Source organism: Microbacterium sp. W4I20 (assembly GCF_030816505.1).
Lineage (GTDB): Bacteria > Actinomycetota > Actinomycetes > Actinomycetales > Microbacteriaceae > Microbacterium.
Map to the genome: position 1 here is coordinate 3,495,254 of NZ_JAUSYB010000001.1, position 21,557 is coordinate 3,516,810.

16 protein-coding genes and 1 pseudogene are annotated in these 21,557 nt (G+C 71.8%); 4 read left to right on the plus strand and 13 right to left on the minus strand.

Going from position 1 to position 21,557, the window contains the following annotated elements; genetic code table 11:
• Positions 1-83 precede the first annotated feature (83 nt).
• A complete protein-coding gene (locus tag QFZ21_RS16920; RefSeq protein ID WP_307379913.1) occupies positions 84-578 on the plus strand; it encodes a glutaminase in 495 nt (164 codons plus the stop codon).
• Positions 579-619: 41 nt separating this feature from the next.
• Here QFZ21_RS16920 and QFZ21_RS16925 read toward each other — a convergent pair whose 3' ends face one another.
• From QFZ21_RS16925 to QFZ21_RS16940, 4 genes are read right to left on the minus strand one after another with little or no spacing between them, the layout of a single operon-like run.
• Positions 620-1,336 carry a GMP synthase gene (locus QFZ21_RS16925; protein WP_307379916.1) on the minus strand — a complete coding sequence of 239 codons (717 nt, stop codon included), beginning with the start codon at positions 1,334-1,336 and terminating at the stop codon, positions 620-622.
• 44 nt (positions 1,337-1,380) lie between these two features.
• Positions 1,381-2,145 carry a LysR substrate-binding domain-containing protein gene (locus QFZ21_RS16930; RefSeq protein ID WP_307379918.1) on the minus strand — a complete coding sequence of 255 codons (765 nt, stop codon included), beginning with the start codon at positions 2,143-2,145 and terminating at the stop codon, positions 1,381-1,383.
• 46 nt (positions 2,146-2,191) lie between these two features.
• Entirely contained in the window at positions 2,192-2,539 is a 348-nt protein-coding gene (locus QFZ21_RS16935) for a hypothetical protein (RefSeq protein WP_307379920.1), read from the minus strand.
• On the minus strand, positions 2,536-4,098 hold the full coding sequence (locus QFZ21_RS16940; RefSeq protein ID WP_307379922.1) for a PspC domain-containing protein: 1,563 nt from the start codon (positions 4,096-4,098) through the stop codon (positions 2,536-2,538). The genes QFZ21_RS16935 and QFZ21_RS16940 overlap by 4 nt, the downstream gene beginning before the upstream one ends.
• 217 nt (positions 4,099-4,315) lie before the next feature.
• Here QFZ21_RS16940 and QFZ21_RS16945 point away from each other — a divergent pair, with 217 nt between their 5' ends.
• Both QFZ21_RS16945 and QFZ21_RS16950 read left to right on the plus strand, forming a co-directional pair.
• Positions 4,316-5,488, plus strand: coding sequence for a PspC domain-containing protein (locus QFZ21_RS16945; RefSeq protein ID WP_373426026.1), 1,173 nt, complete (start codon positions 4,316-4,318; stop codon positions 5,486-5,488).
• Positions 5,481-6,140: a response regulator transcription factor gene (locus QFZ21_RS16950; protein ID WP_307379925.1), complete on the plus strand. Its 660-nt coding sequence runs from the start codon at positions 5,481-5,483 to the stop codon at positions 6,138-6,140. Before QFZ21_RS16945 ends, QFZ21_RS16950 begins: the two co-directional genes overlap by 8 nt.
• An 87-nt stretch (positions 6,141-6,227) precedes the next feature.
• On the opposite strand, the gene QFZ21_RS16955 is transcribed toward QFZ21_RS16950, so the two are convergent.
• The 8 genes and pseudogenes from QFZ21_RS16955 to QFZ21_RS16990 all read right to left on the minus strand — a co-directional run bounded on the left by QFZ21_RS16955 (position 6,228) and on the right by QFZ21_RS16990 (position 18,387).
• Positions 6,228-6,575 (minus strand): transferase, encoded by a 348-nt coding sequence (locus QFZ21_RS16955; RefSeq protein WP_307379927.1) that lies wholly within the window; start codon positions 6,573-6,575, stop codon positions 6,228-6,230.
• 106 nt (positions 6,576-6,681) lie between these two features.
• Positions 6,682-7,455, minus strand: a complete 774-nt coding sequence (locus QFZ21_RS16960) for a DNA-formamidopyrimidine glycosylase family protein (RefSeq protein WP_307379930.1) — start codon at positions 7,453-7,455, stop codon at positions 6,682-6,684.
• Positions 7,455-8,291, minus strand: coding sequence for an EI24 domain-containing protein (locus QFZ21_RS16965; RefSeq protein WP_307379932.1), 837 nt, complete (start codon positions 8,289-8,291; stop codon positions 7,455-7,457). Before QFZ21_RS16965 ends, QFZ21_RS16960 begins: the two co-directional genes overlap by 1 nt.
• Before the next feature lie 21 nt (positions 8,292-8,312).
• Positions 8,313-12,961, minus strand: a pseudogene (locus QFZ21_RS16970) (ATP-dependent helicase).
• A gap of 56 nt (positions 12,962-13,017) precedes the next feature.
• Positions 13,018-14,355, minus strand: a complete 1,338-nt coding sequence (locus tag QFZ21_RS16975; protein WP_307379934.1) for a CHAT domain-containing protein — start codon at positions 14,353-14,355, stop codon at positions 13,018-13,020.
• The gene (locus tag QFZ21_RS16980) at positions 14,352-15,980 is read right to left on the minus strand and encodes a tetratricopeptide repeat protein (protein ID WP_307379936.1); all 1,629 of its coding nucleotides are present in this window, start codon (positions 15,978-15,980) and stop codon (positions 14,352-14,354) included. Before QFZ21_RS16980 ends, QFZ21_RS16975 begins: the two co-directional genes overlap by 4 nt.
• Complete coding sequence (locus QFZ21_RS16985) at positions 15,977-17,077, minus strand: hypothetical protein (protein WP_307379938.1); 1,101 nt, start codon at positions 17,075-17,077, stop codon at positions 15,977-15,979. The genes QFZ21_RS16980 and QFZ21_RS16985 overlap by 4 nt, the downstream gene beginning before the upstream one ends.
• Positions 17,074-18,387 carry a hypothetical protein gene (locus tag QFZ21_RS16990; RefSeq protein WP_307379940.1) on the minus strand — a complete coding sequence of 438 codons (1,314 nt, stop codon included), beginning with the start codon at positions 18,385-18,387 and terminating at the stop codon, positions 17,074-17,076. Before QFZ21_RS16990 ends, QFZ21_RS16985 begins: the two co-directional genes overlap by 4 nt.
• A gap of 90 nt (positions 18,388-18,477) precedes the next feature.
• Here QFZ21_RS16990 and QFZ21_RS16995 point away from each other — a divergent pair, with 90 nt between their 5' ends.
• A complete protein-coding gene (locus QFZ21_RS16995; protein ID WP_307379943.1) occupies positions 18,478-19,767 on the plus strand; it encodes a PA2928 family protein in 1,290 nt (429 codons plus the stop codon).
• Here the strand turns inward: QFZ21_RS16995 and QFZ21_RS17000 are convergent.
• Positions 19,764-21,461, minus strand: coding sequence for an ABC-F family ATP-binding cassette domain-containing protein (locus QFZ21_RS17000; RefSeq protein ID WP_307379946.1), 1,698 nt, complete (start codon positions 21,459-21,461; stop codon positions 19,764-19,766). The two genes, QFZ21_RS16995 and QFZ21_RS17000, sit on opposite strands and share 4 nt — an antisense overlap.
• Between the last annotated feature and the right edge of the window lie 96 nt (positions 21,462-21,557).

Consider the following 21,557-nt stretch of genomic DNA (forward strand, 5'->3'; position numbering starts at 1 on the left):
AAGCTCCTCGGGGGTGTGCATCGATTCTGCCGTGGATGCGTGCTGGCGGACGAATCGCGACGACGGCTCGCTACGCTGAGGGCGTGGAAGCGAGCGACGGCAGACCTGCGAGCACGGCATCCGCATTACTCACGCAGGCCGTGCGCGACCTCGCCGGCGCCCCGAAGGAAGGGCTCGGCGAGCAGCGGGATTCGCGCTGGCGCGGTCGGCGGATCGTGCGGGTGGGGGAGGCCTGGCACCTCGGCGCCCTGCTCCTGACCGAGACCCACGCCCTCGCGACGGCCGAGGTGCTGCGGGCCGCCGACCCCGGACGTCGCGGGTACACCGCGGAGTCGGCGCGCGCCCGTGCGGAGCGCCGAGCCGAGGCACTGCGCGGCGGCTTCGACGAGGGCGACGTCGTGCACGTCGGGTGGACCGTGATCGACGTGGATGCGGTGGATGCCGGCGGGACATCCGGCCCGCTCGCTCTGGTCGACGGGGTGCCGTCGGTGCGCTGGAGCACGGCCGGCGGGTTCATGCCGCTCGAGGCATACCTGCGCGAGCGCGTGGAGCTGCTGCGCGGCGCCGACCCGACCTGAGCACTGCCTTCGGTCTCAGCCGAACGTCTCAGCCGAACGTCTCAGCTGAACGTCTCGGCGAAGCGTCGGAGCAGGGCGGCGCCCTCGGTGACGGATGCCGACAGCACCTGTCCCTGCACCCGGTCGAACTCGTCCGGATCGAAGTAGCCGGTGGTGCGATAGAAGGTCATGCGGTCGGCGAAGTCGCGGGGAGTCGGCTCCGGATGGAACTGCGCGGCGTAGAGGTGCGTGCCCACGCGGTAGGCCTGCACCGGGCATGCTTCGTTCGTAGCGAGCAGCACGGCTCCCGGAGGAGTCGCCGCGGCGCTCTCCTTGTGCGCGGTGAACACCGTGAGGGCACGCCCGCTCGGACCGAAGATCGGGTCGTCCGCCCCCGCGGGCGTGGTGTCGATCACGGTGGCGCTGGCGGACTCGGGCGTATCGGTCACCACGTCGCCGCCCAGCATCCGAGTGACGACGCCGATGCTGAAGCAGGTGAAGAACACGGCGATCTCGCTCGCGATCGCGGAGCGCGCGAGCGCCTCCAGATTCGCCTCGACGCGCTGCTGCACCGCGGACTTCGTGCGATCGCTCACGTTGAACGGAGACCCACCGACGACGACGCCCCGGTAGCCGCGCAGGCGCTGCGGGTCGAGCGGCTCGTGGAGCAGATCGAGGCGGTCGACGACGTCGGCGCCGAGCGCCCGCCGGAACGAGGCGTGCTCGGCATCCGCTGCCCCGATCTCGGGTCGCACGCAGACGTAGAGAAGCGAGGCCATCAGGAGATTCTAACGAGCGCAGGGACGGGCGACCGCCGCCCGCGTCACCGGGAGGAATTCGCGGTGCGTCCGCGGACGATTCCGACGAAGGTCTCGACGTCGGGCGTGGTCTGCTCCCGGGGCCAGACGAGGGCCACCGACGAGTGCGGTCCGTCGACGAGCGGTCGGTGGCCGGCATCCTTCCGACGGTGCAGCCGCGCGAGCGACATCGGGACGATCACGATGCCGACTCCGGTGGCGGCCGTGGCGATGGCCTCGTCGGTCGGGAGTGGTGCGAACCGCGCCGGGAGGGTGTCGGGGAGGTCGAGCGAACCGAGGGCATCGTCGGTGAGTGCGATCAGGACTTCACCGGCGAGATCCGCCGTGGTGAGCTCGTCGACCGCCATCAGGTGCGAGTCGGCCGCGGCGACGACCACCGGAACCTCCTCGTAGAGCGTGATGACGTGCAGCGACGGATCGAGGAAGGGCAGCCGGACGAGCGCCGCGTCGACATCCCGGAGGCCGGCGTGCTGAGTGCCGGCCGCGAGGGGGACGAGCTCCAGCGGAACGCGCGGCATCCGCTGCTGCCACGCGTCGATCCACTTGCCGGGGGTCGCCCCGGGCACGACGCCGAGGCGGAAGGTGCGCGGCGCCTCGGCCTCGGCCGGGGGGGCGTCGAACACGACCTTGTCGGACTTCGATGCCGTCTTGCGCGGCGGCTTCTGCGGAGGGAAGCGTTCGGCAGGCGCGGCCTTGTTGCGGCGCACCGGAGTGGGCTTGCCGGTACCGCGTCCGGAGCCCTTGCCGGTTCGTCGTGCCTGCTTCGCCATGCGGTCCAGGCTACCCGCCGGAGCAGCCTGGACCGTCCGGCGGCGCCTAGTCCGCGGCCGGTTCGCCCGAGGGGCGATCCGCGGCACCGCTCATCCGGTGCTGCCCGCGACGGAGCAGAGCCACGGCTCCGGTGACGAGCAGCAGCACGCCGATCGTCAGGATCATGAGGGTGGTGATCGTGGTGGGAGTGAGGGCGAGTATCCAGTCGGCGATGCCGGCCCGGCGCTCGTCGTCGGCGATCAGCCAGAACGCGGCCGCAGCGACGGCGGCGAAGAGCGCGCCCCAGATGATGGCGCCCCAGCGCGTGCGAGGCGAGCGGACGGTCTCGGCGACGTGGACGGGCGCGTGCGTGGGGGTGGCTGTGGTCTCGGTGAACGGCGTCGGGGTGCTCATCGCTCGTCTTCCTTCTCGGGCTCGATGATGGTGACGGAGACGTCACCGGAGGTCTGGTCGATGGTCACGCGCTGCACCGTGGTGGTGGTGCCGTTTTCGGCGGAGATCGCCTCGGACACGACCGAGTCGCCGCCGCGCTCGGTGGGTGTCCACATGCCGGTGTCGATGATCGTGCCGGTCTCGGCCTCCACGCGCATCCAGCTCACGTCGACGTTGTCGCCCGTCGCGTGGAGCTGCAGCTGCACACCGGGATCGACGGAGATCCAGGTGGTACCCGATCCCTTCTCCACGACGATCGGGCGCGGTGCATCGTCGTGCTGGTGCAGCGAGATGGAGAGCTCGCCGAACGGCTGACGCAGGTGCTGGGCTTGATTGTTCGAGATGGACGCCCAGCCGAAGGCCACGCCCTGGAAGGCCGAGACGCCGCCGGCCACGAGCCCGCTCACCAGGGTGAGCACGGTCGCGAACGCGAGGAAGCCGCTGCGGCGTCGGAAGGCACCTGCCACGATCATGCCGAGGGCGAGGACGAGTGCCGCGCTCAGGAGGCCGAGCGCACCGCCGACCCCGTCGCCGCCGGACCAGAGCCCGACGGCTGCTCCGGTCACGATCGCGAGTCCGAGGACGGAGGCGACGACCGCGAAGCCCGCACGCGGGTTCGAGGCCCGGCGGATGCGGCGACGTTCGGCGGCTTCGAGCGCGAAGGCGGCGGCCGACGCCTGGCGCTCGCGACGCAGCTGGTCTCGGACCGCCCGCTCGGCATCCTGCTGTCGACGACGCCACGCCTGGTCCTGCTCTTTCCACGCCGTGTGCTGGGCCCGCCAGGCGGCGATGTCGGCCGGGTCCTGGACCCCTGCGGGCAGCGGTGCCGGGGGCGCCGGAGGCGCGTCAGGGGTGGCACCGGCGGCGGCAGTACCTCCTGGGGCGGGGAGTGATGCGTCGAATGTGGCGTCCGCCCCCTCGGCGGTACCCGAACCGGCGAGGGGGACGGACGCGGCCGGGGCCGCCTGATCTGCGGAAGCCATCGGCAGATCAGGCGCGGAAGCACCCGGGGTGCGGCTTGCAGCACGCACGATCAGGAAGAGCAGGCCGCCCACGACCACGAGGCCGACGATCCAGCCGAACAGCGCCAGCGCGGACCAGCTCTCGTAGCCGAACCCGAACAGGCGTCCGGTGAGCGGTGCGGTCGGGATGAGGCCGATGATCGCCATGCCCAGGATGCCGAGCTGCACGGGCTGGTAGTCCCGCCGCAGTAGCGCTCGGGCGTGGACGTGGCCGTCGAGGTCGGGCAGCAGGGCCCAGGCGACCGCATAGAGGAAGATCACCGGGAGGCCGAAGAGCGCCGCGACCACGAGGACGCCGCGGACGATGAGCGGGTCGATCCGCAGTCGGGCGGCGATGCCGGCCGAGACGCCGCCCAGCCATCCCTCGGAGCGGGCGACGCCGAGGCCGGCGACCCAGAGGAGGAAGCGCTCGGCGCCCTGTGGAACGGCCTGTGCCGGTGAGCCGACGCCGGGAGCAGCGTGATCGGCGGGGGGTGGAGGCGCAGTCGGAATCGTCATGCTTCGATCCTGTCGGCATCGTCGGTGGCGATGCCATGAGGGGAACCCCTGACTGACCCCTGATTCTGGACGGGGGGCGCCACGGAGCCGGGTCGCGGATGATTGGATGTCGGCATGTCCTCTTCGGCGCCCGCCTCCACGCGGCCCCCCTCACCTCTCGGCGCCACCGCACCGCAGTTCGCCGCGGCCGGCGCTGACCCGCGACCGTGACTGCCTGGTGTCGGGCGTCAGCGCCGGCCTCGCTCGTCACCTGGGAGCGCCCGTCTGGATGGTGCGGGCTCTCTTCATCGCCCTGTCGCTGTGCGGAGGCGCCGGCATCCTGCTCTACGCCTGGTGCTGGACCTTCACCCCGTGGATCGAGGACGAGGGCGAGCCTTCCCGGCGGATGCCGGTCGCCTGGCTGCTGCTCGCCCCGGCGGTCGTGGGCGCGCTCATCGTCGTGTTCTGGCGCGGGGGCACCGATTGGATCTCCGGGACGATCCCGTCCGACGCGGCAGCCGTCGTCGTGTTCGGGACCGTGGTCTGCGCGACCGGCGCCGGGCTCTGGGCGACGCTGATCGATCGCACCGACACCGCCCGCGGGCCGCGTCACACGGCGGTGCTCCGGGTCGCCTCGGCGGCGATCCTCGCGCTGCTCTTCGGCCTGCTGCTGACCCGCCCGGTCGGCGCCACGGCGGCGCTGGTGCTCGTGCCGCTCGCCGGCCTGCTCGCGGTCATCTCCTCGACGCTGATCCCGCGCTGGCGTGAACTCGCGGGCGAGCGGGTCCGCCGCATCCGCGAGGAGCAGCGCAGCGAGATGGCCGCCCATCTGCACGACTCCGTCCTTCAGACCCTCGCGCTCATCCAGAACCGCGCGGGCGCGTCGAGCGAGGCTGCCCGACTCGCGCGGGCCCAGGAGCGCGAGCTGCGCGCCTGGCTGTACGACGGCGATGCCCCCGCCGACAGCGACCTGGCGACCGACCTGCGCGACTACGCTGGCAGCCTCGAGCTCGACTATCCGGTGCGGATCGAGGTCGTCTCCGCCGGTCTCTCCACCGAGCGGGCGAGCGGAGAGCTGGCCGCCGCGGCACGCGAGGCGATGCTCAACGCCGCTCGCCATGCTGCCGGCGAGATCTCGGTGTACATCGAGGGGAGTACGACCGACGTGGACGTCTTCATCCGGGACCGGGGTCCGGGGTTCCGGCTGGACGACGTGCCGAGCGACCGGCTCGGCGTGCGAGAGTCGATCATCGGACGGATGCGCAGGGCCGGCGGCACCGGCACCGTGCGCAGCGGCGACGGGAACGGGACCGAGGTTCACCTCCGGCTCTCGACGGGACAGCGCGTCCCGAGCGTGAAGGAAGCGCCGTCGGAAGACAGCACCCAGGAAGGCGGCGGCGACCATGGCTGACAGCATCCGGATCGTGATCGTCGACGACCACTCCATCTTCCGTTCGGGGTTGCGCGCCGACCTCGATGCGAGCGTCGACGTGGTCGGCGAGGCGGCCGACGTGCCTTCGGCGATCGCGGTGATCGGCGAGACGCAGCCCGACGTGGTGCTGCTCGACGTGCACCTGCCCGGTGGCAGCGGCGACGACTCCACGGGCGGTGAGTCCGTCATCCGGGGCTGCCTGCCGACCGCTTCTCGGTTCCTGGCGTTGAGCGTGTCGGATGCCGCGGCAGACGTCGTGCGGGTGATCCGTGCGGGAGCGCGGGGCTACATCACCAAGGGCTCCTCCGGCAGCGAGGTCAGCCGGGCGGTGCACGCCGTGGCCGGTGGGGACGCGGTGTTCTCGCCGCGGCTCGCGGGGTTCGTGCTCGACGCGTTCGGTGCTGTCGCGGGCGAGACGGCCACGGCGACGGACGAACTGGACCGCCTGTCGGCGCGCGAGCAGGAGGTCATGCGCCTGATCGCTCGCGGCTACGCCTACAAGGAGGTGGCGGCGGAGCTCTTCATCTCGATCAAGACGGTCGAGACGCACGTGTCATCGGTGTTGAGGAAGCTGCAGCTCTCCTCGCGGCACGAACTGACCGTGTGGGCGTCGGAGCGCCGACTGCTCTAGGGCTCCTCTTAGGATGTGTGAACCGTTCAGGCGGCGAGCCAGAGGCCCTTCGACGTCGTGGCGACCGTGAGTCCGGCGGCGACGGTCTCATCGTCTCCGATGCGGGCCGCCGCGCACGATGCGGGCTCCGGGGCCGACCTCGGTGCGGACTCCGACGTGGGCGTTGTCGCCGACGGCGGCGCCCTGGCCGATGTGCGCGTGCGCTTCGATGTGCGCACCCTCGCCGATCACGGCATCCGGTTCGATCCACGCGCCGCGCGCGATCGTCGCCCCGGCGCCGATGCGAGCGCCCGGTTCGATGTACGCGCCGGCTTCGATGTGCGCCTTGGGGTGCACCTTCGCGCCGTGCGCGACGAGACCTCGGCCATTGGCGTGCTTGCGGTACCGCAGCGTCGCTCCCTGGTCGTTCTCGATGTCGACGTAGTTCTTGCCCACGATTCCTCCCCGTGCTCCGGAGTTTCCCCGGATATATCAACAACCATGGGAGGGGCGGATTCATTCCCGCGGATGGATGTCCTTCATCGGGCTCAGGAACGGCAAGTCAGCGCTGGCAGAACGGGCACCAGAAGGTGATGCGCTCACGGGTCGGATCGGCGCCGAGTTCGCCCTGCAGGATCCTCGTGCCGCAGCGTCGGCAGGGGCGCCCGGAGCGGCCGTAGACCCAGGCGGCCTGACCCGGCCGATTGATGCCGGTGAAGGTGCGGCCGGAACGGTCCCGGTTGGCGCGGATCGTGCGGACGCCGAGCTCGAGAAGGGCGGCGACGTCGACCTCGGGCGTGGGTGTGGTCGGCAGGATTCCGCGCAGGAACAGGAGTTCTGCGGCGTACTCGTTGCCGAAGCCGGCGACGTTGCGCTGGTCGAGCAGGGCGACGTGGATGCTGCGTGTATCGGCACCGAGCCGCCGGATCGCCTCGGCGATGTCCCAGTCCTCGGCGAGCGGATCCGGTCCCAGATAGCCGACGAGTTCGTCCTCGTCGCGAGTGGGCACGACCTCGATCTCGGCGATGTCGACGCCGACGGCCTCGCGCTCGGCTGTGCCCACGATCGCACGGACCTTGAACGCCGGATGCCGCCACTTCTCACCCGGTCGGTAGACGAACCAGGCGCCGTCCATGCGCAGATGGGAATGCAGGGTGCTGTCGCCGATGCGGAGCAGCAGGTGCTTGCCGCGCGACGCCGCGCCGTGCACGGTCTGGCCGGTCAGATCGAGCGTCGCGAAGCGGGGCACGCGGAGGTCGAAGCGGGTCACCTCCCCACCGGCCAGCGCGTCGTCGAGACGCCGCGCCGTTCGGAAGACGGTATCGCCCTCGGGCATCAGACGGCCCCCGGACTCGTCGGCAGGGAATGGGTCCCCGAGCCTGCCGACGGGCCGGAGCTCGGGACCTGGGTCCCTGAGCCTGTCGACGGTCCGGACGGCAGCGTGGTGCGGGCGAGCATGTCGCGGGCGAGCATGGTGCTGCCGGCGACGGCGACCGGCATCACGACGACCGCCCCGCCCGGGATGAGAAAGCACAGCTGCGTCGCCACTCCGAATCCGAGCACGCGGGCGCGGCTGCCGGAGAAGAGCGCGGCGCGGTCGGCGGGGCTGAGGTCACGGGCGTCGAAGGCTCGTCCGGTGAGTTCGCGGGCCAGGAGCCGTCCGGTGAGCACGACGCCCGCCATGGGGCCGAGGATCCCGCCGATCGCCGGGATGAGACCGATCAGCAGGACGACGATGGCGATCAGGATGCCGAGGATCACCAGTCGCAGACCCTCGCCCACGGTCGTCCAGAAGCTGCCGCCGTCGGCCGGGGGCGCGTCGCCCAGGTCGACCTCGACGGCATGCCAGATGCGTTGGTAGAACGGGTCGCCGATGGTCAGCGTCAGCGCGGTGAACATGGCACTGGAGAGCGCGATCGCGGCGACCGCGATCACGAAGCCGATGGCGCCCCGCACGAGTCCCTGCCAGGGAGCGGGCCATTCCTCGGCGAAGGGCGTCGCCCAGGCGGTGATTCCGTTCATGTTGAGCAGCAGCGGCAGCAGCAGTGCCCCCAGCACGACGATCGTGATGATGGCCGGGATGAGGCCCAGGTTCATGAGCCCCGGGCGGGTACGCCAGAGGCGGAAGCCCCGCAGCAGGGTCCGGATGCCGGCACTGAACTCTCGGATCATGGCTCTCAGCGTAGGTGCTCGTCACACGGCCTTGCGCAGGGTGAAGCCGCGGGGAGTGGCCACGAACCCCGCCTCCTGCAGCGCCCGTGCGAGGTCGGTGCCGTAGACGGCCTCACCGTCGATCTTCTCGACGGTGAGCGTGTCGAGGCGACGGGCGCGTGCGGTGGTGGCGAGGTCGGATGCCGCCGCCTGCAGCACGTCGACGTCGTCGCTGAACGAGAGGACGGTGCGACCACCGCGTTCGAGGTAGAGCACGAGCGCTCCGTCGACGATGACCACGAGGCCGCCGGCCTTGCGCCCCGGTCGGTGTGACACGTCGTTGCGCTTCGGCCAGCCGAGGGCAGCGCCGTACGGATTGGCCGGGTCGGTCGCCGCCAATGTGACGGCGTTCTTCGGCGGCGGGTCGGCGAGTCCGGCGTACGTGCGGAGCCGGTCGACGGTGGCGGATGCCGCGAACTGTGCGGCGCCGAGCTTCTCGATCACATAGCCGCGACGGCAGTGGCCGGCCTCCTCGAAGCCGGCGAGCACCCGGTACGCCTGGGCGAATCCGCCGGGGACGCCCTCGGACTGCACGGCACCGCGGGTGACGACCCCGTAGCGGTCGAGCAGGAGCCCTGCGGTGACGGTCGCGCGGCGCGCGGCATCCGTCTCGATCGTCGGGAGCAGCGACCAGCGTCCGCCGATCGAGGTCGGACGCGGGGCGTTGCGGGTGAGCGACATCCCGCGGTAGGTGCGGGCGCGGGGTGCGCGGCGCGTGACCTTGTGCGCCTGGGAACCGCCGGCCAGCAGTGAGCGGATCGGCGCGAACGTGTCGTTGGTGACGTGCCCCGACCAGGTCAGAGACCAGAGCGCTTCGAGCACGGACTGCTCGTTCTCGGCGGAGGCCATCTCCTTCAACTGACTCGCGAAGTAGGCGCCGCCGGCCTGTAGCGCGGTGAGCACTCGGGCCTCGAGCGAGTCGGCGGCGATCTCGGCGTCGGGTTCGGGGAGGGTGAAGGGGGCCAGGTCGGCGGGATGCAACGACACCCAGCCGTCGCGACCGGGAAGCGTGCCGTGGCCCGACCAGATCACTTCGCCCGAGGTGGTGAGCTCGTCGAGCATGGTGGGGGAGTAGTCGCGCACTCGGGAGGGGAGCACCAGTGACTCCCAGGCGCTCGCCGGGATCGGCACTCCGGCGAACTGCTCGATCACGGTCAGGACGCCGTCCAGGCCCTCCAGCGGTCGGCCGAGGTGCTGCCAGTCGGGCAGGAACCGGGCGTAGGCCTCGGGGGAGACCGGCTCGACCGACCCGCGGATCGCCGCCAGCGATCGCATGCGCAGGCGCCGCAGCACCTCGGTGTCGCACCACTCGATGCCGGTCCCTGAGCCTGACGAAGGGTCGGACCCTGCACCGGTCCCTGAGCCCGACGAAGGGTCCGGCAGGAAGTACCCGCTGGTGAGCCTTCCCGCGTTCTCGAGGCGCTGGAGGGTGTGCCGCGCGACGGCCGCGCCGATGCCGAAGCGAGTGGCGACGGCATCGGTCGTGAAGGGCCCGTGCGTGCGCGCATGCCGCGCCACGAGATCGCCGAGCGGATCGGCGAACGGCTCGAGGAAGGCGACCGGGATGCCGGTGGGGAGGGCTGCGCCGAGTGCGTCGCGCAGACGACCGGCGTCTTCGATCGCCGCGACGCGGCCGATGCCGCCGATGGTCACCGGGATGGCGCGCCGGGCCGTGACGAGGTCGTCGAGCAGGGTGGCGGCCGAGCCCTCGCCGACGGTCTCGGGATCGAGACGTGCGGCGACCTCGGCGGCGTCGAGCGGGCCGAGCACCCGCAGCAGATCCGCGACGCCTTCGATCCCGCGAGCCCGCCGTTCGGGGTCGAGCCGCTGCGCCTCCCGCTCGAACTGCGCGATGACCTCGGGGTCGAGGAGCTCGCGCAGCTCGACCGTGCCGAGTAGTTCGCCGAGCAGCGCAGGGTCGACCGAGAGCGCGGCGGCCCGCCGCTCGGCGAGGGGGGAGTCGCCCTCGTACATGAACGCGCCGACGTACCCGAAGAGCAGATCGCGTGCGTAGGGCGAGGGTTGTCCGGGCTGCGTCTCGACGAGGCGGATGCGGCGGTCGGCGATCGAGGTCGCGAGCTTCCGCAGCGACGGAAGGTCGTAGACGTCCTGCAGCACCTCGCGGAGCGTCTCCAGGATCACCGGGAAGGTCGGATGCCGGCGTGCGACCTCGAGCAGCTGGGCGGAGCGCTGACGCTGCTGCCACAGCGGCGTGCGCCGGTTGGGGTTGGTGCGCGGCATGAGCAGCGACCGGGCGGCGCACTCGCGGAATCGGGAGGCGAACAGCGCCGAGCCGCCGACCTCCTGCGTCACGAGGATCTCGAGCTCTTCGGGGTCGAACACGAAGAGTTCGGCGCCGGGCGGCTCGGCCTCGGCGTCCGGGATGCGCACGATGATTCCGTCGTCGCTGGCGACCGCCGATCCCTCGATGCCCAGGCGCTCCCGCATGCGGGCGTTGATCGCCAGCGCCCACGGCGCGTGCACCTTCATGCCGTACGGGGAATGCAGGATCACCCGCCAGTCGCCGACCTCGTCGCGGCCGCGTTCGACCGTCAGCGTGCGGTCGGTCGGGAGCGTGCCGGTCGCCTCTCGCTGCTCGGTGAGGTGCGCCATCAGGTTCATGCGCGCCTGCTCGTCGAGGCCGGCTTCGATGAGGCGCTGCGCGGCCTTCTCGGGCGTCGCGGCGGCGACCTCGCGGGAGAAGGCGCCGAGCGCTTCGCCGAGCTCGAACGGGCGTCCGATGCCGTCGCCGTGCCAGAACGGCACCTTGCCGGGCTGTCCATAGGCGGGGATCACGTTGACGCGGTCGTGGGTGATCTCGGCGATGCGCCAGCTGGTGGTGCCGAGCGTGAAGACGTCACCCACCCGCGACTCGTAGACCATCTCCTCGTCGAGCTCCCCGACCCGGCGACCGGCGCCCTCGCCGGCGACGAAGACGCCGAACAGTCCGCGGTCGGGGATCGTGCCGCCGCTCGTCACGGCGATGCGCTGCGCACCCGGGCGTCCGGTCAGGGTGCCGGCATCGCGGTCCCACACGAGTCGGGGCCGGAGCTCGGCGAACTCGTCGGACGGGAAGCGCCCGGCGAGCAGGTCGAGCGTCGCCTCGTAGGCCGAGCGAGGGAGCGACTGGAACGGCGCCGAGCGACGCACGGTCTCGAACCACTCCTCCACGCTGATGGCGCCGAGGGCGCTCGCAGCGACGGTCTGCTGCGCGAGGATGTCGAGCGGATTGCGCGGCACCTGGATCGCCTCGATCTTGCCCGCCAGCATCCGTTCGGTCACGATCGCGGTGTGCAGCACGTCGCCGCGATGTTTGGGGAAGAGGGCGGCGCGGCTGATCTCGCCGACCTGGTGGCCGGCACGGCCGACGCGCTGTAGACCGGATGCCGCGGACGGCGGCGCCTCGACCTGGATGACGAGGTCGACGGCGCCCATGTCGATGCCGAGCTCGAGGCTGCTCGTCGCGACGACGCAGCGCAGTACGCCGGACTTCAGTTCTTCCTCGACCTGGGCCCGCTGCTCCTTCGACACGGAGCCGTGATGAGCCTTGGCGAGGACCGGATCGGCCCCTGCGGTCGCGCCGGCCTGCGCCATCATCGCGGCGGGCGGCCCGACCGTGGCGGGGAGCTCGACGCCGATGCGCTCGGAGTAGATCTCGTTCAGGCGTCCGGTCAGTCGCTCCGCCAGGCGTCGCGAGTTGGAGAAGACGATCGTCGAGTTGTTCTGCAGGATGCGGTCGACGATGGCTTCTTCGACATGCGGCCAGACGGAGCCGGTGACTTGTGCTTGCCCTGAGCTTGTCGAAGGGTATTCGGCGTCGTCGCCGGAGCCGGCGGGAGCGCCAGGAGGCGGCGGCGGATTGGTCATGTCGTCCATCGGCACGACCACGCCGAGTTCGAACGTCTTCGATGCCGGGGGCGCGCGACGATCTCGACCGGCGCCGACCCGCCCAGGAAACGCGCGACCTCGTCGATCGGGCGGACGGTCGCGGACAGGCCGATGCGCTGCGCGGCGGTCTCGTTGCCGTGCGAGGCGCGCAGGGCGTCGAGTCTCTCGAGACTGAGGGCGAGGTGCGCGCCGCGCTTGGTCGCCGCGACCGCGTGCACCTCGTCGATGATCACGGTGTGCACGTCGCGCAGCGTCTCGCCGGCGCGGCTCGTGAGCATCAGGTACAGCGACTCCGGCGTCGTGATGAGGATGTCGGGAGGGTCGGAGACGAGCTTGCGTCGATCGCTCGAGGTGGTGTCGCCGGAGCGCACGCCGACCGTCACGGAGGGGGCCGGGAGCCCGAGGCGCCGGGCGGACTGGCCGATGCCGATCAGAGGGGAGCGGAGGTTGCGTTCGACGTCGACGCCGAGCGCCTTCAAGGGCGAGATGTAGAGGATGCGGGTGCGCGCCGCATCTTTCTTCGGCTTCTCATCGGCGCTGGCGATCCGCTCGCGGAACACGCTGTCGATCGCCCAGAGGAAAGCCGACAGCGTCTTGCCCGACCCGGTCGGTGCGACGACGAGCGCGTGCTTGCCGGCCGAGATCGCATCCCACGCGCCGGTCTGCGCGGGGGTGGGCGCGGGGAACGCGCCCCGGAACCAGTCCTGCGTGGCCGGGGTGAAACGCTCGAGCACATCCCCCATCCGTCCATCATCTCCGACACCACCGACATCGGGGTCGCCCTTGACGTGGGAGGCGGTCAGCCGGTCACGACGGGTGCGGGAGCCCAGGCGGTCGCGAAGGCCCCCCAGATGATCGGGGAGTGGCGCGGGTCGCCGGTCTCGGTCCAGGCGCCTCGCTGCCCCCGCTGCCAGGCTCCGAGCGCGGCAACCGGATCGGCCGTGTCGTGCGCGGCATCCACGGCGATGATCGCCTCGGTCAGCATCCCCTCGGCGCGGTCGCCGAGCGCCGGCACGAGCCGACGGAGACCCGCCTCGGTGGGGAGGGTCCAGCGCGTCGCCGTCACGTACTCGGCGCCGCGGTGCACGAACGCCGCCACGAGTCCCATCGGCTCGGCGAAGCGCAGGTCGGTGCCCGAGTCGCAGGCGATCAGCGCCACGCGGTTCGGGGCGCGAAGCGGCGCCAGTCCTTCTCCGCCGAGCGCGATCTCGGCCGCGGAATACGGCCGGTGCGAGCCGATGGCCGGCGTCGTCCCCGGAGCATCCGGCCCGTCCGAGAGATGCATGCGGGCATCGAGGGCGTGCGTCGACGACGTCACGTGACCCACGTAGACGAGGCGACCCGCATCCGTGACGGCCTCCGCGAGGGCGAGCCGCGCGGCATCCGTCCGCCGGAACGCCTCCGCGGGGGAACCCGGGTCGGCCGGGCGTCGCCGTGCACCCCAGCCCTCGACCATCGCGGCCAGCGGTGACCCGGCGTCGACCGGACCCAGGACGCTTCCCAGCTCTCCTGTCGCCGAGAACCCGGGCACGACCGGATCGAGGACCGCAGCGATCGGCGCGCCCGGCGACCACGGCGACACCGCCCGCGCCGGAGCGTTGCGCAGCGTCGCAGGGAGCAGCACGGAGACGTCGACCAGGTCGAGAGCGCGCTCGTCGCCCTCCGTGCCCATCAGCTCCCACGGGACCTGTGCCGTCGACGGCGACAGCTGCACCCGCAGGTGCGGCCGTGCGCCGGCCTGCGCGAACGCGTTCAGTTCGGCCGCGAGCTGCTGCGGCACCAGTGCGGGGGTCAGGAGTGCCGCGAGCTCCTGCTCGCGTTCGACGTCGAGCAGGACGCCGTTCGTGAGCGCGCGCTGCAGCGCCTGCAGCCCGCTCTCTCCGGGGAGCGGCGACGGGAGGGCGCGCGCCAGCTGGTCCAGCACCGGGGCGACTCGAGACCGGGGGACCACGCTCATCCGCGGCGACGAGCGCTGGTGATCCCACACCCAGCTCACGAGCAGATCATCGGCGTCGACATAGCGAAGTCGTGCGGTCGGGGTGGCGCCAGCGGGGAGATCGACGAGCATCGCGTCGGCGTCGATCCTCGCGAGTGGCAGCGGTGCGCCGAGCAGCGGAAGGTCGCGCCAGGTGCTCACCACGCGGCCACCGCCTCGCCGGAGCGCACCGGCACGCCGTATTCGGCCTCGGCCGCGTCGATCCAGCGGTCGAGCACCGGGGAGCCTCCGGGCATCGCGATTACGCGCGGCGGTGCCGCGAAGCGGACGGATGCCGTCGCAGAGCCTCCGCCGACCAGACCGGCCGCTGCGGCTGGAAGCTCATCGGCGTCGACCGGAGCGCCCGACGCCGCGTCCGGGAGCGGCGGGAGCTCGAACGGCAGCAGCACCCCGCCGTCGGGTTCTGCGAGGGCGTGCAGGGTGACGGATGCTGCCGCGTTCTCGATCAGCTCGAGAAGCAGGGCGGCGTCGCCGAGCGTGCGCACCAACCGGAATGCCAGTTCGCGCGCGGGAGCGGCGACCTGCACGCTCCATCGCTCCCGGGTGACGCCGGGTGCGAACCCGTCTCGCAGTGCCTCCGTCACCAGGAGTACCGGGATCGCGAGATCGCGCGCCCGCTCGAGCCGCTGCATCCGCGATCGTGGCGTGAACGACATCGCCGCCCACTCGGCGTGCATCTCGGCGCGGCGGAGGTTCACCCGCGCGCGCTCGCTCGGGGAGCGCGTGAGGTCGAGGGCGGCACGGTAGGCCTCGTCGGCGGCGGGGTACCGATGCCGCGCCGACTCGGCATCGCCCAGGAACGCCTGGGCCTCGAGCCGCTCGTGCACGGCGGCATCCGGATCGAGTCCCGCCAGGAGCGTGCGCAGGCTCTTCGCGGCGGCGCCGGCGCGTCCGGATTCCAGCAGCACCGCGGCCAGGCCCGTTCGGCTGGCGGCGAGGCGCGTCGTCAACCCGATCTGCTCGGCCAGCTCTGCGGCCCTCCGGAACCCTGCCTCGGCCTCGCTGTGCCGGCCCTCTTTCATCGCCGCCCGTGCCAGGTTCTCGATGGCGATCTGCCGACTGGTCGCATCGCCGGCGAGCTCCTGCGCCTGCTGGGCGAGCTGCAGATACTCCTGCGCTGCGGTGTCGTCACCGGTGCGCTGCGCGATCACGCCGAGGTTCGCGTAGGCATGACCGGACAGTTCCGTACCGACGGTCAGGGCGATCGCGAGACCGCGTTTCGCCTCATCCTCGGCCTCCTGCAACCTGCCGGTCAGTATCAGCGCCGCGGTGCGCGCGTTGTGCACGGCGAAGGCGAGCATCTCGCGCTGATCGATGTCGTCGTCGAGCAGCACCTCAGCGTCGTCGATGCCGGCGAACGCGTCATCCAGCCGGTCCATCAGGGTGAGCGTCTGCGCCCGCGACAGCATCCCGTTGATCTGCACGGTGCGCGTCGCCCGCTCATCTCCGATCAGAACGATCGCCTCGGATGCCGCGGCGAGCCCGTCTTCGGTGAGACGGAGGGCTTCGGCGAGCTCTCCGCCGAACTCGTGGGCGGACGCCAGGTTGAGGAGGGCCCTGGCGCGCAGGTCGAGCCCTTCGCCGTCGACGTCGGGCACGCGCGTCAGCGCGACCGCTTCCCGCAGCTTCACCGCCCCCTCGGCGACGCGACCCGCGTGCAGCATGATCGCGCCCTCGTTGTTGAGGTCGCGGCCGCGCTTCCACCGGGCGGTGGCCGGGAGGCGCCCGCGTACCGCGCTCGGCGGCCGGCCCTCCGGATCGCTCATCGCACCGCCCCGGCGACGCGTTCGGCGAAGGACGCACCCGGCGCCCCCCACCGTGCGGAGGCGTGACGCAGCACACGCTCGCGATCGGACCCTGAGTCCGGTTCGCCGGGGGATGACGCGAGTGCCGGATCGCGGACCCACAGCATCCGCTCGCCCGCGGGCAGGAAGGCGACGGATGCCGCGACGGCGGTCTCGCCCCGGAATCGGCCGCCCTGCCGTTCCAGGGCCACATCGATATCCGAGTCGGCCGGACCGAACCGGGCCCGCAACGCTCGGGCCGCGAAGTCCGCATCCACGGCCGGGACCTCGATCTGCAGCATCAGGCTGCCGTCACTCTGCCGCAGAGACCAGCGTGCGAGGCCCTCGGCATCGACGGTCTGCGCCGGGACGTCGGCCCAGCGCACCGGGGCCGTGCCGGAGGCGACCTCGATCCCCGGGCGATCGGCGACCGGTCCCGTTCCGCCGGCGGCGAGCGCCCAGTCCTCGCGGTTCTCTCGCGCGGGCAGCAGCTCGACGCCGAGATCGTCGGCGAGGTCGTGGAGCGCGGCGGCCAGCTGCGCGCCCTCCGCTGCGAGGGCGGAAGGCAGTGCAGCGAGCGCCGAACGGATATCCGCCGCATCCCGCAGCGCACGCTCGACCGCTTCGTCGTCATCGAGCAAGTGCGACAGGAGGTCGCTCGTGACCGCTATCTCCGCGGCGAGGAGGGAGGGATCGACTGCCGGGATGCGGGCGCCGGCCGGCCACCAGGCGCGGGCCCAGGTCAGCTGTCCGAGTCGGTGGACGGCGTCGGCGATGCCGGCATCTCCCGGTCCCGTCCACTCGGGAGAGGTCTCGGCGCCCTGGCGCACGGCGTCCGCGACTTCCGGGCCGTAGAGGTCGGCCAGCCAGGCACCGGCGGCGTCGACGTCATCGATCACCGCGTCGGGCACCCTGATCTCCCGCACGTCGGCCTCGACGGTGGCATCGACGGTGGCATCAGTGAGCAGCAGACCGCCCGCCGCTTCGACGACGGCCGTGAGGAATGGAGGGTCCGTCGCCTCGAGGCGACCGGGTGAGACGTGCGCGACGCCGTCCCGCACCCGGACCAGCACGCTCATGCGGCCTCCGACCCGACGTCGCCCGAGGCGGCTCGGCCCATCGCGTTCTTGAGTCGCTGCCGCTGATCCATCACGACCGAGCGGAGCACGCCGTCGAGCAGATCCCAGAGGTCGCCCGACTCGACGCCCTGCTCGCGGAGCTCTCGCCCGTGAACCCGCACCCACAGACGGCGCAGGTAACCGCGGCGCACCGTGCGGACGTCATCGACGACGGATGCCGGCACCCCGCTGAGTCCGGCCGGAAGGCGCAGCACCCGTCGCACGTACGCCTCGCGTCGCCAGCGGGCGGCGAGCTGTCGATGAGCCACGGTCGCCTCCGGGACGTCGCCGACGTCGAGCGCGCGGCTCGCTGCCGTGCCGAGCACCATCACCACACGACTCGTCTCCTCGCCGAGCTCCCAGGGGCGTGCCGCGCGCAGGATCTCCTCCTCGACGAGTCCCCGCGCATCGATTGCCAGTTCGGGGGCGGCACCGCCGGCGAGCGCGGCGAACAGGCGCTCGAAGATCGAACGGTCGAAGGGGAGCGGCAGATCGCGCTTGGATGCCGAGCCTCCCACCACCGGCCGCGGCGGAAGGGCGTGCACGGTCAGGCCCAGCGCGCTCGCCGCACCGTCCGCGGCCAGAGACGCGGCTGCCGAGCTCCCGGCATCCGATCCGACCAGCGCGGCGAACAGCGCCCCAGCGGCCCCGCGCGGGCTGGCATCGAGTGCGGCGAGGACGGCATCCTGATCTTCTCCTCGCGGCATGTCCGCCCGCTTCTCCCACGCGGCGGCGAGCTCAGCCTCGAGACGCGAAACCTCCGTCTCATCGCCCAGCAGGTGACGCACCTGGGACAGCAGGGAGTCGCCGGAGACCTGCGCGATCTCGGACACGACCTCCACCGCGACCGCATCCGCATCCGCAGTCGGCGCTCCCGCCGTGCGGGCGAGCTCGTAGCACCGCTGGAAGTACTTCTCCTGCGGGTTGCCGTCGGTGATCCCCAGCCGCCGCCGGGCGGCCTTCAACTCCAGGAACCAGGCGGATGCCGCGGCCAACTCGCCGCCTGCCGCCCGGATGCGCTCGCGCAGTTCGTCGGCCGCCGCCGCGGTCAGGGAACCGCCGGCCAGACCGGGGTTCTGCACGGGGCGGATCACCAGCGGATCGAGGATCAGCTTCATGGTGCGCGCGAGCGGGCGGCCGGAGCCGTTGCTGAACGGGGCGACCTCGTCGCCGAGCTCCTGCCATGCCTGCGCGATCACCTGCGCACGCGGATACAGCACCGCCGCAGCGGCGTCGAGACTCGCGGGGGTGAGCCTGGCAGGCGCGCTCATGACCGCCAGCCTATAGAGGCGCACCGACCTCGCGAGCGCGGGGAGGGAAACCGTGATCGGGAGAGTCGCGCGGCTCGGCATCCTGACGACATGAACACGAACGAATCGCGAGGATACGTGCTGAACGGCACGACGGTTCTTCCCCTGCAGGCGACATCGCTGCCGACTTCGGGCCCGAGAGATCCGCGCACCCTGCGGCGCCGTCTGCGGCTGCGCTTCCTCGGCTTCCTCCTGGCGCCGGCGGTCATCGGCGCCACCATCTACCTCCTATCAGCGGTGCTGGCTCCGTCATCGCGCGACATCGAGATCCAACCCGGGTCTGCGGTCGTGAGCATCGACGAGCAGGAGATCGCCATCATGATCTACTCCGACTCGTCGCGACCCGGCCCGTTCGAGCCGATGTTCCAGAATCGGGCGGCGGCGATCCGGCTCTCCGATGGGAAGACGCTCTGGGATGAGCGTCTGAACGACCAGCTCTCGAGCGCTGCGGTCGCGCTCGCTGCTGATTCGGCGCGGGTCTACGTCGGCACGGATGAGGGCCTCGTGATCCTGAACGCGAGGACCGGTGCGATCGAGGCCGCAGGGGCGGAAATCCCCGGACTCGGGGCGGATGCCGTGCTCTCGGCATCCGCTTACGGATACGACCGCGAGATGAACGTGGTCGTCGCCCTCGAGGCCAGCGGATCACTGGTGCAGATCCCGGTCGGCAGCGCGGAGGCGCAACCCGCGGACACGACGGTGACGGCCCGATGGCGGGGCACCCTGAGCGCTTCACCTCTGCTCGACACGTCAGCGCTGACCCGGCTGGCGGATGCCGCCGCGACGCCGGACGGCACGACCTTCGAGATCGAGCAGGTCGACGAGGCGGTCGGACGCGATGCCCTCGTGATCACCTCCGCCGACGGGCTCCTGACCCGCCGCACCGAGTTCGTGGACGCGGAGATCATCCCCGTCTCCGGACTCGCACCGCAGCCCGGGATCCTGCTCGACACCGGCCAGTTCGTGGAGGGCGACTTCCGCGACATCGACAGTGACGACATCGAGGCTCTGCTCGAAGCGGCGAGTCAGCTGACCGGGGAGACGGTGCCGGAGCCCGCCGCCTTCGAGACCGGGTACGTGCTGGTGCAGCATCGGGAGTCGGTGAACGCCGAGCGGACGCTGCTCAGCAGCGTCGACATCGCCACGGGGCAGCTCGTCGACACGGTCGAGATCCAGGGCGACGCGATGCGGGCGATCACCGGCCCCGCGGGGACGACGGCGGTGATTGCCGCCGACCCCGAGAGCTGGTACCCGAACGAGCTGCTGGTGCTCGAGCCGGACGGTGGACTGCGCCCGGTCGAGGTCGGCGCCACCGGTTGGTGGGAGGGACTTCTCGGCTAGACCTCCCGCAGCGTGCCGTCGGCCTCGATCTCGAGAGTGAGATCGAGGTCGAGGCGCGCGAGGAACGCGTCGTCGTGGCTCACCACCAGCACGGCTCCGCGGTACGCACGGAGTGCCTCGACGAGCTGGTCGACCGTGTCGAGGTCGAGATTGTTCGTCGGCTCATCCAGCACCACGAGGTGCGGCGGCGGATCCGAGAGCAGCAGCTTCGCCAGGGCGACGCGGAAGCGCTCACCGCCGGAGAGAGCCGCGACCGGGCGGTCGGCGGTGGCCCCGCGGATCAGGAACCGGGCGAGCCGGTTGCGCAGCTCCTTCTCGGGCACCTGCGGCGCCGCCTGCGCGATGTTCTCGAACACCGAACGGGCCTCGTCCAGGCCGTCGACCCGCTGCGGCAGGTATCCGATCTGATCCGTGGAGGCCGTCGCGACCAGGTGCGGTGCACAACTCCTCCATTCCTCGCCGGATTCGAGGGAGTTCCGCGTATCGGTGCGGGCGCCCGGCTCCGGATCCGCCGTTCTGGAGGAGTTGCGCACGGCCACGCGCGCTGAGTCGGCGACCAGGCGCTCCAGCAGGGTCGTCTTTCCGGCGCCGTTGCGCCCGATCAGCGCGACCCGCTCGGGCCCCTGGATGACCCAGGCGCGCTCGTGGTCGGCCAGGGTCGCGATCCGGCGGGACCGCGACACCTGCGGATCGGGCAGCTCGATCTTCATCGACGCATCCGAGCGCACGCGGTGCCCGGCCGCGTCGAGCGTCGCCCGCGCCGCCTCCTCCTTCGCCCCGACCTCGGTGCGGAGCTTCCCGGCCGACACCTCGGCCGCCATCTTGCGCCCGTGCGCGACGATCTTCGGCACGCGCTTCTCGAGCTCGGCCTTCTTGGCCGTACGCGCGCGGTGCGAGAGCTTCACCTCGGCCTCGATGCGCTGGCGCTTCTCCTTGCGGAGCACCTGCGCGGCCGTGACCTCGGCCTGCTTCGCGGCATCCTGCTCGGCGTCCAGCCAGGCGCGCCATGCGGAGTACGGGCCTCCGAACACGCTCAGGGTCTGGGCGTAGAGCTCGGCGGTGTCGTCCATCAGCTCGAGCAGCGACAGGTCGTGGCTCACGACGATGAGCGTGCCCTTCCAGGCCTGCACCATCGCCTGCAGCTTCGCTCTGGCGTCGCGATCGAGGTTGTTCGTCGGTTCATCGAGCAGCGTGATCGGCGCACGACGCAGGCGGATGCCGGCGATGGCCACCAGCACCGCCTCGCCGCCCGACAGCTCCCCGACGCGGCGGTCGAGGAAGTCCGCCGAGAGGCCGGCTTCGGCGAGGGATGCCTCGGCGCGCGCCTCGATGTCCCAGTCGTCGCCGACCGTGTCGAAGTGCGCGGGGTCGACGTCGCCCGCCGCGATCGCCCGCACGGCGTCGAGCGTCTCGGACACGCCGAGGAGCTCGGCGACGCGGCGATCGACGTCGAGCGTCAGCTGTTGCGGAAGGTACGCGACCTCGCCGGATGCCGCGACGAATCCCGACGTCGGTTCGAGCTCGCCGGCCATCAGGCGCAGCAGGGTCGACTTCCCGGCGCCGTTGCGGCCGACGAGGCCGGTGCGTCCGGAGCCGAAGGCCCCCGAGAGCCCGTCCAGGGCTGTGGAGCCGTCGGGCCAGGTGAAGGTGAGTCGATCGAGAGTGACCGACGCGTGAAGGGTGGGTTGTGACATGGGTGTCTCCTGTCGAGTGCGAGGGTGCACTGACACCGGCACCTCGGTCACGAGCCACGAGGGGTCGGAGCGGAGGAGCGGTCCTGATCAAGCGGG

Coding starts and splice junctions, on each gene's coding strand:
- QFZ21_RS16925 (WP_307379916.1), bottom strand. CDS start 1,336: ATGGCCTCGCTTCTCTACGTCTGCGTGCGACCCGAGATCGGGGCAGCG.
- QFZ21_RS16960 (WP_307379930.1), bottom strand. CDS start 7,455: ATGCCCGAGGGCGATACCGTCTTCCGAACGGCGCGGCGTCTCGACGAC.
- QFZ21_RS16950 (WP_307379925.1), top strand. CDS start 5,481: ATGGCTGACAGCATCCGGATCGTGATCGTCGACGACCACTCCATCTTC.
- QFZ21_RS16995 (WP_307379943.1), top strand. CDS start 18,478: ATGAACACGAACGAATCGCGAGGATACGTGCTGAACGGCACGACGGTT.
- QFZ21_RS16980 (WP_307379936.1), bottom strand. CDS start 15,980: ATGAGCGATCCGGAGGGCCGGCCGCCGAGCGCGGTACGCGGGCGCCTC.
- QFZ21_RS16965 (WP_307379932.1), bottom strand. CDS start 8,291: ATGATCCGAGAGTTCAGTGCCGGCATCCGGACCCTGCTGCGGGGCTTC.
- QFZ21_RS16935 (WP_307379920.1), bottom strand. CDS start 2,539: ATGAGCACCCCGACGCCGTTCACCGAGACCACAGCCACCCCCACGCAC.
- QFZ21_RS16940 (WP_307379922.1), bottom strand. CDS start 4,098: ATGACGATTCCGACTGCGCCTCCACCCCCCGCCGATCACGCTGCTCCC.
- QFZ21_RS17000 (WP_307379946.1), bottom strand. CDS start 21,461: ATGTCACAACCCACCCTTCACGCGTCGGTCACTCTCGATCGACTCACC.
- QFZ21_RS16985 (WP_307379938.1), bottom strand. CDS start 17,077: ATGAGCGTGCTGGTCCGGGTGCGGGACGGCGTCGCGCACGTCTCACCC.
- QFZ21_RS16930 (WP_307379918.1), bottom strand. CDS start 2,145: ATGGCGAAGCAGGCACGACGAACCGGCAAGGGCTCCGGACGCGGTACC.
- QFZ21_RS16990 (WP_307379940.1), bottom strand. CDS start 18,387: ATGAGCGCGCCTGCCAGGCTCACCCCCGCGAGTCTCGACGCCGCTGCG.